Below are 11,619 nucleotides of genomic sequence, written 5' to 3'. Positions count from 1 at the left end.
GACTACGATGAGGACAAGCACTTTTTTCTAGCCCAATTTTTTAGAGATCAATATGATGAGGCATTAACCAATTACCCCTTTATTAAAAGTCAGGTTCAAATAACCCGTCTCGAAGTTTGGGTTACCAATAGAGGTCAGCAAACACTTAATGTTAGGAACATTGTTGCTCTTCAGGATTTAGGTGAGGCCCTTAAGGAAAATACCAGGATTGGAATTGCAAATGGCGAACCCGCAGGATTTTTTAATACTTCAGCTACCAACCAGGAATTACCCAGAAACAATGCAAATGACTACGATCCTTTATTAATAGATAATGGGGGCGTGCTTAATTCAAACATAAGGGATATTGCCACTGTAGATGATGGTTTTGACATAAATACGGGATATCAGGTAAATCAGGGATTTGACTATGCCATTTTGGAAAACGCGAGAAAACTTGAAACAGGAAGAGATTACCAGTTTGATTCACAATTGGGATATATTTCTCTGAACCAGCGCTTAAGCAATGATGAAGTGCTGGCAGTAGCATTTCAATATACCTTTAATGGAGAAATTTTTCAGGTTGGCGAATTTGCCAACGGCGGCATAGACGCCACTACGGTCTCACCTGGCGTTGAGGTTTCTCAAATTAATAACAATACACTGGTCCTGAAATTATTAAAAAGTAATATTACGAATGTGGCCGACCCTATCTGGGATCTTATGATGAAAAACATATATGCCACAGGAGCCTTTCAACTTAGTCAGGAGGATTTCAGGTTTAATATTTTATATTCAGATCCAACCCCCAGAAACTATATCTTACCGGTGGTTGAAGGCCCGGGTTCCGGATGGCCAGATGAGAATTCTCCGGATGGAGCATTGCAGGATAGAATTCTTCTTAATGTTTTTAATCTTGATCGACTGAATGCTTTTAATGATGTTCAGAAAGGCGGAGATGGTTTCTTTGATTTTGTGCCGGGCATAACTGTGAATACCCAAAATGGATTAATTCTATTCACCAAGGTGGAGCCTTTTGGGGAATTTTTGTTTGATGTATTGGGTGGTGGCACCTATGATGTGGAAAATGATCAGGGATATAATGAAAACCAGCAAAAATATGTTTTTAGAAATATGTATGCCCTCACTAAAGCGGCCTCTTTACAGGATGCGGAGAAAAACAGATTTAAGTTAAAAGGGCGTTACAAATCTGAAGGATCAAGCGGTATTCCAATTGGCGCCTTTAATGTGCCAAGGGGATCTGTACGAGTAACTGCAGGCGGACGTCAATTGCAGGAAGGAATAGATTACACAGTAAATTACCAGGCTGGAACAGTTCAGATATTGGACCCCAGTCTGCAGGCTTCAAATACACCAATAAATATCTCCGTAGAGAACAATGCCATTTTTGGCCAGCAGACCAGAAGATTTACCGGTTTTAATGTTGAACATAAATTCAATGAGAATTTTATTTTAGGAGGGACATTTCAAAACCTCAATGAAAGACCACTTACTCAAAAGTCCAATTATGGTGTTGAGCCGGTGAATAATAGCATTTTTGGTCTTAATGCAAATTTTTCAACAGAGGTTCCTTTTTTAACCAGGCTGGTAAACAAATTACCCAATATAGATACAGATGTTGCCTCTAATGTATCTGTACGTGCTGAAGCCGCATATCTAAACCCAAACTCTCCAAAAAACGCAGACTTTCAGGGAGAAACCACAACATATTTAGATGATTTTGAAGGGGCTCAGGCCCTTATAGATATCCGTTCTTCATTGGGCTGGTCATTGGCGAGTACGCCTGTGGAGTTTCGCATAGATGGGGAGCAGGATATAGAAACAGGTTTTGAAAGGGCAAAAATGGCCTGGTATACCATAGACCCCATATTTTATACGAATCAGCGCCCATCAGGCATTAATGATGATGATATATCTACAAATGAGACCAGAAGGGTTTTCATTGATGAAGTATTTCCTCAGACAGATATAGCCCAGGGACAAACTACGGTCCAGAACACTTTCGATATGGCATATTATCCAAATCAGAAAGGACCGTATAATGCCAGCACCACTTTTGATGGCCTCCAACCAGACCAAAAATGGGCAGGAATGATGCGTTCTTTAAGTAGTACAAATTTTGAGCAATCGAATGTTGAATTTGTTCAATTCTGGGTCATGGATCCTTATGTAGACGGCATAGCTGCCGGCCCCGGTGAGTTGGTTATTAATTTAGGGAATATCTCAGAGGACATTCTGAACGATGGAAGAAAACAATATGAAAACGGTTTGCCTGGTTTAGAGAGTAATGATCTCACTTCGACTACCCCTTGGGGAGTAGTTCCGGCAACCCAGTCTCTTGTTTATGCTTTTGATGCTAGTGAAACTAACCGTTCTTTGCAGGATATTGGTTTTGATGGTCTTGATGATAGTCTGGAAGCAGCCCAAGGCTACAATGGACCTCCCGAAGATCCTGCTCTTGATAATTTTCAATACTATCTGAACAGGGAAGGAGGTATTTTAGAACGCTACATTGACTTTAATAATACCGAGGGAAATTCACCTGTTACCGTTACAAATACGGATAGGGGATCTACCACACTGCCCGACGTGGAAGACGTTAACCGCGACCTCACTATGAATACTATCAATAGCTATTTTGAGTATCGTATCCCTATTAGGCCCAATACCACTATTAATGATCGCTATGTAACGGATATCAGTGAAGGCACGACACCCGATTTACCCAATGGAACGCAATTAAATCGCAGATGGATTCAGTACAAAATTCCATTAAGTGATTTTACGGATGCTATAGGTGGGGTAACGGATTTTAGATCTATTAGTTTTATGCGGATGTATCTTACCGGCTTTACAGATGATGTAGTTCTGCGATTTGCAACCCTGGATCTTGTCCGTATTGATTGGAGGAATTATTTAAAAAGCCTCTCCTCAGATAACGATGACCCAGCGGATGATGCAACAGTAGTTGATGTTAATACGGTAAATATAGAAGAGAATAATTCCAGAACACCTATTCCATATGTTTTACCACCCGGTGTCCTTAGAGAGCAATTAAATAATAATAATACTATCATTCGTCAGAATGAACAGTCTTTATCTTTTAAAGTAGAGAATCTTGAACTTCAGGATTCCCGGGGTGTCTTTAAAAATGTAAACATAGATATCCGTCAATACAAAAGGTTAAAGATGTTTTTACATGCTGAAAAGATCGTGAATTCTGATTATTTGGATGATGATGTACCCCTTGTTGCATTCTTAAGGATAGGTACAGATTTCTCTGAAAATTTTTATCAAATAGAAGTCCCTTTACAATTTACACCTTTTGGTTCTACTACTCCGGAAGAAATATGGCCGGAAATAAATGAATTGGATATTGCGCTGAGTGACCTCACAAAAATTAAATCTCAAGGTATTGCAGACCAATCCCTGAATGAGCTTAATTTTTATGAAATAATAGATGGCGAAGTTGTGTCGGTTGATGAGTTTGCTCCAAGAGTCCTTGGCCAGATTCGTATCGGAATAAGAGGAAACCCTTCGATAGGAACACTTAGAAGTGCAATGCTTGGAGTTAAGAATATTGATAATCTGCCTGCACGAGGTGAAGTTTGGTTTAACGAATTGCGTATGGCAGGCTTAGACAATAATGGTGGATGGGCTGCACTTGCTGCTGTTGATGCAAACCTCGCAGATTTTGCCAATGTCACAGACACAGGAGGTAAAAGTACTCCTGGATTTGGCTCTGTAGATCAAAGGCCAAATGAACGCTCCAGAGAGGACGCTGTAGCTTATGATGTTGTTACAAATGTGTCTATAGGACAACTTCTGCCCAAAAAATGGAATGTTCAAATTCCATTTAATTATGGTGTTTCGGAGGAATTAATAACCCCCGAATTTGATCCTGTATATGACGATTTAAAGCTCAAAGACAGGATAGATGCTGCAAATACTGCGGAAGAAAAAGAAGATATTAGGGAGCAGGCAGAAGACTATACAAAGAGAACAAGTATAAACTTTATTGGAGTTCGAAAAAATAGGGGACCTGAAGCCAAGGAGCGTATTTATGACATTGAAAATTTTACATTTAATTATTCCTATAACCAAACAGAGCACAGGGATTTTGAAGTGGCAAGTTTAAAGGATCAGAATATAAAGACGGGATTTGTTTATAACTACAATTTTAAACCTGCTTCCGTTGCACCTTTTGAAAAACAGGATTCCTTATTTACCGGAAGCTATTTAAAATGGTTAAAAGACATGAATTTTAATTTGTTACCAACTAGCTTTTCTGTACAGTCTGATTATAATCGTCAATTTAACCAACAACGGTTTAGAGATGTCTTTGAAGCTGGTGTTGATAAGTTACCATTGCCATTGCTCCAGCAAAGAAATTATCTTTTTAATTGGCAATATGCACTTAATTATAGTTTATCCAAATCCTTGCGTCTGAACATCACGGCTTCTAACAACAATATTGTTCGTAACTACTTTACAGAGGATGGGAACCCCGATTCGGATATTAATCAGGACCTGAACATTTGGAATGGCTTTTTCGATTTTGGAGAACCCAACAGGCATGCCCAGCAATTTCAGCTCAACTATGATATTCCACTTAACAAAATACCCATTCTGGACTTTATCAATGCACAATATACGTACACCAGTAATTTTGATTGGCAACGAGGTGGTGATGCCATAAATGAAGTCGTTCAGGATGCCCTTGGAGATCCTAATGCAGTTATCAATACAGTACAAAATGCAAATACACACACGATTACCACAGCGCTTAGTATGCAGCGCTTTTATGATCAGATAGGGCTTAAAAGGAGAGACGGCAAAGGTAATGTCAGCAGTGCTCCAGTGCGCCTCGATAAAGCGGGTAACCCGGCAGATGGTGGGGAAAAACCTAAAAAGAAAAGTAGTGGTGCATTTAATACTGTTATTGATATAGTTACAATGGTAAAACGGATTAACGTTAACTACAGAGAGAATAATGGTACAGTTTTGCCGGGGTATACCCAGTCTATTGGATTTATTGGAACTACAAAACCATCATTTGGTTTTGTCTTTGGAAGCCAGAAAGATGTACGCTTTGAAGCAGCTCGTAACGGTTGGCTTACGCCATATAATGAATTTAACGAACAATTTATAAAACGAACTAACAAACAGCTGAATATTACAGCAACAGCCCAGCCAGTAAGGGATTTAACCATTGATTTATTGGCAGACAGGCAATTTTCCAGCAGTTTGCAGGAGAATTTTGAGATTAACAATGGGGAGTATATACCTCAAACACCAAATACTTTTGGGAACTTTAGTATATCAACCATAATGATTGGCACAACCTTTAGTAAAAGTGATGAATTTGATTCGAAGAATTTTGAAACTTTCAAAAATAACAGGATTGTGGTAGCAGAGAGGTTATTCTCAGACAGGTCTAGTCCGGATGAAGGTGTTGATGAAAATGGATACCCTTTAAGATATGGTCCAACCAGCCAGGATGTTATTTTACCGGCATTTTTTGCAGCCTACACCGGGCAGGATGTAAATAGAGTTAATTTGGATGCTTTTAGGCAAATTCCCGTACCCAACTGGAATATTAAGTATACCGGGTTAATGCGGATTAAATCCTTTAAGAAGAAGTTCAAACGTTTTTCTTTAAGCCACGGTTACAGGTCTGCATACAGTATAAATACATTTCAAACCAACCTGGAAAGATCTCAGCTTATTAATGATAATCTCCCTCCAATTAATCCTGAAACACAGGATTTCCTTCCGGAAAATATCATAAATAATGTTGTACTAACAGACCAGTTTAACCCTTTAATCAGGGTAGATTTTATTCATTTAGCTTCGACAATAATTTGCTCACAGAGATCAATGGCCAGGATTATACACTGGGACTGGGATATCGTTTTAAGGATGTAAAATTTGTAACCAATATTGGTGGACAAAAGCAACGTTTGAAAGGCGATTTAAATTTAAAGGCAGATTTTACCTTGAGGGATAATCTTACTATTATCAGGAATCTCAGTTTAGATAATAATCAAATAACCGCAGGACAGAATTTATTATCTGCTAAATTTACGGCAGACTATGCCCTTAGTAAAAACCTGAACGCATTATTCTTTTTCGATTACTCATTCTCTAAGTTTGCTGTTTCTACGGCATTTCCACAAACTACAATAAATTCGGGATTCACAATTCGATATAACTTCGGTAACTAAAAATATCTAGTCGGGGTTAAGAATAAAAGACTTAAGATTGTTTTTCAGGATTTTGTTTTAATATGTTTTCGGGTCATTTAAGAATTCACCCTCTTATCCAATTTATTTTTTGAAAACCATCAGATTATCTACTACATTTGCTGGCAAAACAAAACGAAATAAAATGAATATACCATCCGAATTAAAGTACACCAAAGATCACGAATGGATTAGGATTGACGGGGATATTGCCACCGTGGGCATAACAGATTTTGCACAGGGGGAACTAGGTGATATAGTGTATGTAGAAGTAGAGACACTGGATGAAACTTTAGATAAGGATGAGGTTTTCGGAACAGTTGAGGCAGTAAAGACGGTATCCGATCTTTTTCTTCCTTTAAGTGGTGAGATTATAGAATTAAATGAGCTTCTTGAGGATGAACCTGAAAAAGTGAATACAGACCCTTATGGCGATGGCTGGATGATAAAAGTGAAGATAAATGATACCTCAGAGTTAGACAGTCTTTTGAGTGAAGCAGATTATAAGGAGCTTATTGGTGTTTAAAGGTTATGTTTATACTAGTGGTTTTATCTGCTGGATTATTATAATTACTACACTCAGCCTTTACTCATTTGAAGATTTTGACACCCAGGAAATAAACATTCCACATCTTGATAAGGTAGTACACTTCATTTTTTATTTTATAGCGTCCTTTTTGGGGGTACTGTTAATCAGAGAGCGTACTAAAGGACGATTAAACTTATACAGAGCTGTAATAATATCTTTGCTAATTGTCATAATCTATGGTACACTTATTGAAGTAATTCAAAATACATTTACGCTAAATAGAAGCGGAGAATTATACGATGTCCTTGCCAATAGCCTTGGTGCATTTTTTGGAGCGGGACTGATAATTATACTTTTTTCGGGAAAAACCCCGTTAAAATGGAAAGATTAATTGCTTTTTAAATAAATTAATAGTTAAATTAGCGAATATTAAAATTTGAGAAGATGGAACTAAAAAAGAATCCGAAAGCCGATTTAAGAAAAAATAGTGGACTATATTTTGTTTTAGGATTGGCCGTTGTTATGTTAATTGTTTGGGGTGCTTTTGAGTGGAAAACTTATGATAAGACCAATGAATATGATATTTCATTAAATGTTGAAGATGATTTGGATGAGGAAGTTCCCATGACAGAACAGATTAAAACCCCTCCACCACCTCCACCACCAGCTGCACCCGAAGTTATTGAAGTTGTTGAGGATGAGGAAGAAGTAGAAGAAACTGTAATTGAATCAACAGAAACGAGTCAGGAAGAAGAAGTTATAGAAGTTGAAGATGTCGACGTTGATGAAATGGAAGAAGATGTCGATGTTCCATTTGCAGTAATTGAAGATGTGCCAATATTTCCTGGTTGTGAAGGAGCAAGCGATAAAAGAGCATGTTTCAATGAAATGATGCAAAAACATATTCGTAAAAATTTCCGTTACCCCGAAATTGCACAAGAAATGGGCGTTCAGGGAAGAGTAAATGTTATGTTTACAATTCAGAAAGATGGAAGCATAGGAAATATTAGATACCGTGGCCCGGATAAAAATCTGGAAAATGAAGCATTGAGGATTATTGAAAAACTTCCAAGAATGACACCCGGTAAGCAAAGAGGAAGAGCGGTTAGGGTACCTTTTAGTATTCCAATTACATTTAAATTACAATAAGCTCAATAACCAATAAGATATTTAAACCCTGACTGCGAAACGTCAGGGTTTTTTCTGCATTAGATTATTCGTTCTTTAAACTTTTATAGAAGGTCTCCCTCATGACCTCCGGTTTAATAAAGCTATTGCCATGTGTGTTATCATAGGCAGCACTAATACTCTTGTCACTTTTTACTTCCTCAAGACTTTTTCCCGCTGCAATAGCAGCCATTATATTTGTCTTTATATCTTCTAGCATGGAAACATAACTTTCCAGATCTTTTTTAGTGGAAGGTCTTCCATGACCGGGTATAATTTTTGTCTCTTCACTTATTATCATTAGTGCTTTTTTATGCGCATCAATAAAACCTTGTAAACTTCCACCACTTTTCAGATCAATATAGGGATACCTCCCTGCGAAAAAGGTGTCACCCATATGTATAACATCATTATTTACAAAATAGACCATGGCATCTCCATCTGTGTGTGCATTGTGAACATGAAATGCCATGATCGTTTCATCTTTGTCAAAAAAGGTGATATCCTCCGAAAAAGTAACTTCAGGTAACATTTTACTGTAATACGCCATGGTAATTTTTTTATCATCTAATCTTTTTTGCTGACTAGCCATTACACGCTTTCTCACATTGTTATGAGCTACCACGGTGGTCAGATCTGTGTTGAAATTTGCGTTACCTCCGGTATGATCACCATGCATATGTGTATTAAATAGAAACGCAATTGGCTTATTTGTTAGTGATGCAATCGCCGCTTTTATTTTATCACTTAGCCTGTCAAATTGGTCATCAATCATAAAGACATTTTTTTGCCCTATATAGATACCTATATTACCACCTTGCCCCGTAAGCATGTAAACGTCGTTAGAAAGTTTATCAATGCTTACAATTATTTCCTGGTCTTGTGCAGATAACAATGAAAAACAAAGAGATGAGATGAAGATCAAAAACCTGACTTTAGTTTTATAAAAGATCATAGATTTATATTTTTATTAATGACTACTTTAAAGATAATATAAACAAACACATTTGGTTGCAGGAAAATGTAATGGGCCTTATCTTTGCCACCTCATAAAAGTGAACATATTGCTTCACGCTCTATACATTAAGGATTTCAAATGAAGACGGCTGTTGGATCTGCAAACAATACAAAAAGTTTATTGACTTTTGCTGATTTTAAGGAGATTACCAAATCAAGACTCGCGATTAGCGTTGTCTTTTCATCTTTAGCCGGCTACCTATTAGGTGCCTATGAGGTTAACCCAATATCACTTCTGCTATTAGCATTTGGAGGTTACTGTATGGTAGGCGCTTCAAATGCTTTTAATCAAGTTATTGAAAAGGACCTCGATGCATTGATGAATAGAACCCGCAACAGGCCTATTCCATCTGGCAGAATGTCTGCTAATAAAGCCATGATGCTGGCTGTATTGATGACAATTTTAGGTGTGGTTAGTCTATATATACTCAACCCTAAAACAGCGATGTTTGGTGCAATATCGATATTCATTTACACCAGTGTATATACGCCTTTAAAAACAAAAACACCTTTATCCGTTTTTGTTGGGGCAATTCCGGGCGCCATTCCTTTTATGTTAGGCTGGGTGGCTGCTACAAATAGCTTTGGAATAGAACCGGGTACACTTTTTATGATACAATTTTTCTGGCAATTTCCTCACTTTTGGGCGTTGGCATGGATGCTTGATGAAGATTATCAAAAAGGAGGGTTTAAATTATTACCCACCGGCAAAAAGGATAGGGGTACAGCAATTCAGATAATAATGTATACCATCTGGATGATAATCATCTCGGTAATACCGGCTTTTGGAATAACAGGGAGATTGCATTTATCTATTCCGGCTGCCGTAATAATACTTATTTTGGGATTGGTAATGTTGGTTTATGGCTTTAAGTTATTTGAAAAAAGAGATAATAAATCCGCAAGGAAACTTATGTTAATCAGTGTAAGCTACATTACACTTATGCAATTGGTTTATGTTATTGATAAATTTTTATAATTAAGATGGATCTTACACAAGGCACAAATAAAGAAAAGAAGGCCAGGGCAAAGAAAATGATGTTGTGGTTCGGAATAGCAAGTCTGCTTATGGGTTTTGCAGGTTGGACGAGTGCTTACATCGTGAGCAGTTCCCGTGCAGATTGGCTCAAGGACTTTGATCTTCCGTCGGCCTTTTTATTCAGCACTGCAATCATAATTCTGAGTAGTGGTACCTATATCCTTGCTAAAAATGCCATTAAAGCAAATAAAACCAGCCTTGGTACTAAATGGTTGCTATTAACACTGATACTGGGCATTACATTTATTATTATTCAGTTCTTCGGATTTTCTCAACTTATTGCCCAGGGGTACTATTTTACCGGGCCTACCAGTACTATTACAATGTCGTACATTTTTTTAATTGCAGCTGTACACATTGTGCATGTTATTGCAGGGCTGATTTCTCTTTTAGTAGTATTATACAATAACATTAAGGATAAATACTCCGCTAACAATATGCTGGGGGTTGAACTGGGAATTACTTTTTGGCATTTTTTGGATCTCTTATGGGTCTATCTTATATTGTTTTTTTATTTCTTTGGGTAATAATTGAATATAAAATTTCATTTGAATCATAATTCGGCTTTTCTATAGTTGAAAAAAATGTAAATTTGCCATTATTCTTATAACACGATAAATTTGTTTATGGATTCTACGGTAGCAACAAGTACAGAAGAAAACGTTTGGGGAGGCGGGAACCGACCTTTAGGAGCGAGTTACGGAAAGCTAATGATGTGGTTTTTTATTGTTTCGGATGCTTTGACGTTTTCGGGATTTTTAGCCTCTTATGGTTTTTCCAGATTTAAGTTTATCGAAACCTGGCCAATAGCCGATGAGGTGTTTACACACGTTCCATTTTTCCATGGAAATTATCCAATGTACTACGTTGCTTTTATGACATTTATTTTAATTATGTCCTCGGTAACGATGGTACTTGCGGTTGATGCCGGCCACAGAATGATGAAGAATAAGACCATTATTTATATGTTTCTTACCATTATTGGTGGGGCCATATTCGTTGGTTCACAGGCGTGGGAATGGGCTACATTCATAAAAGGAGATTATGGTGCTTTAGAAACAAAGGGTGGAAGAATTTTGCAATTTGTAAAAGCAGATACCGGTGAAAGGGCTGCATTAGCAGATTTTTCCAAAACATTACCTTCGGAACGTGTTGATCATGAAATGAAGAATGGTGTGTGGTTTTATAAGGGTGAAGCACTACCCTCGTATACGGTTAATGAGGTTACAGAAGGACTAAAATCAAACCCCAATATTCTGATTAGAACAGAAACCATCAATTCTGAAGGAGAAAAAACACTATTAACAAGAGAAGAATCATTAAATAAAATCAAAGATGCAAAATTGGTAGTTGAAGGGGCTAACTTAATAAGGAATGAGTATGGAAGTCGACTTTTTGCTGATTTCTTTTTCTTTATTACAGGCTTTCACGGATTCCACGTATTTTCCGGTGTAGTTATCAATATCATTATTTTCTTTAATATTATCCTTGGCACCTATGAAAGAAGGGGTCATTATGAAATGGTTGAAAAGGTAGGGCTATATTGGCATTTTGTTGATTTAGTCTGGGTATTTGTTTTCACCTTTTTCTATCTGGTTTAATAAAAAGAATCAAAGAATTAA

General features: G+C 37.3%; 7 protein-coding genes and 1 pseudogene. 7 read left to right on the top strand and 1 reads right to left on the bottom strand.

The features are described 5' to 3' along the window. The 4 genes and pseudogenes from sprA to Q0X89_RS16905 all read left to right on the top strand — a co-directional run. Positions 1-6,227: pseudogene (sprA, locus tag Q0X89_RS16920) on the top strand (cell surface protein SprA); the annotation flags it as partial. 163 nt (positions 6,228-6,390) lie between these two features. Beyond that, positions 6,391-6,771: a glycine cleavage system protein GcvH gene (gene gcvH / locus Q0X89_RS16915; RefSeq protein ID WP_297696372.1), complete on the top strand. Its 381-nt coding sequence runs from the start codon at positions 6,391-6,393 to the stop codon at positions 6,769-6,771. Next, on the top strand, positions 6,737-7,165 hold the full coding sequence (locus tag Q0X89_RS16910; RefSeq protein ID WP_297696369.1) for a VanZ family protein: 429 nt from the start codon (positions 6,737-6,739) through the stop codon (positions 7,163-7,165). Before gcvH ends, Q0X89_RS16910 begins: the two co-directional genes overlap by 35 nt. Positions 7,166-7,218: 53 nt before the next feature. Further along, positions 7,219-7,923: an energy transducer TonB gene (locus tag Q0X89_RS16905; protein ID WP_297696367.1), complete on the top strand. Its 705-nt coding sequence runs from the start codon at positions 7,219-7,221 to the stop codon at positions 7,921-7,923. A 64-nt stretch (positions 7,924-7,987) separates the two neighbouring features. Here the strand turns inward: Q0X89_RS16905 and Q0X89_RS16900 are convergent, their stop codons facing one another. Continuing rightward, positions 7,988-8,896 (bottom strand): MBL fold metallo-hydrolase, encoded by a 909-nt coding sequence (locus Q0X89_RS16900; RefSeq protein WP_297696365.1) that lies wholly within the window; start codon positions 8,894-8,896, stop codon positions 7,988-7,990. Positions 8,897-9,037: 141 nt separating this feature from the next. Here Q0X89_RS16900 and cyoE point away from each other — a divergent pair, with 141 nt between their 5' ends. The 3 genes from cyoE to Q0X89_RS16885 all read left to right on the top strand — a co-directional run bounded on the left by cyoE (position 9,038) and on the right by Q0X89_RS16885 (position 11,598). Then, complete coding sequence (gene cyoE, locus Q0X89_RS16895) at positions 9,038-9,937, top strand: heme o synthase (protein WP_297696363.1); 900 nt, start codon at positions 9,038-9,040, stop codon at positions 9,935-9,937. Positions 9,938-9,942: 5 nt separating this feature from the next. Next, positions 9,943-10,524 (top strand): cytochrome c oxidase subunit 3, encoded by a 582-nt coding sequence (locus Q0X89_RS16890; RefSeq protein ID WP_297696360.1) that lies wholly within the window; start codon positions 9,943-9,945, stop codon positions 10,522-10,524. A gap of 99 nt (positions 10,525-10,623) precedes the next feature. Beyond that, a complete protein-coding gene (locus Q0X89_RS16885) occupies positions 10,624-11,598 on the top strand; it encodes a cytochrome c oxidase subunit 3 (RefSeq protein WP_297696358.1) in 975 nt (324 codons plus the stop codon). The last annotated feature ends 21 nt before the right edge of the window (positions 11,599-11,619 follow it).

Origin of the sequence: uncultured Eudoraea sp. (assembly GCF_947258525.1) — a bacterium.
In the GTDB taxonomy this organism is placed as follows: Bacteria; Bacteroidota; Bacteroidia; order Flavobacteriales; family Flavobacteriaceae; genus Eudoraea.
The sequence above is the reverse complement of the archived record's forward strand: the minus strand, read 5'-3'. Positions and strand labels throughout refer to the sequence as shown.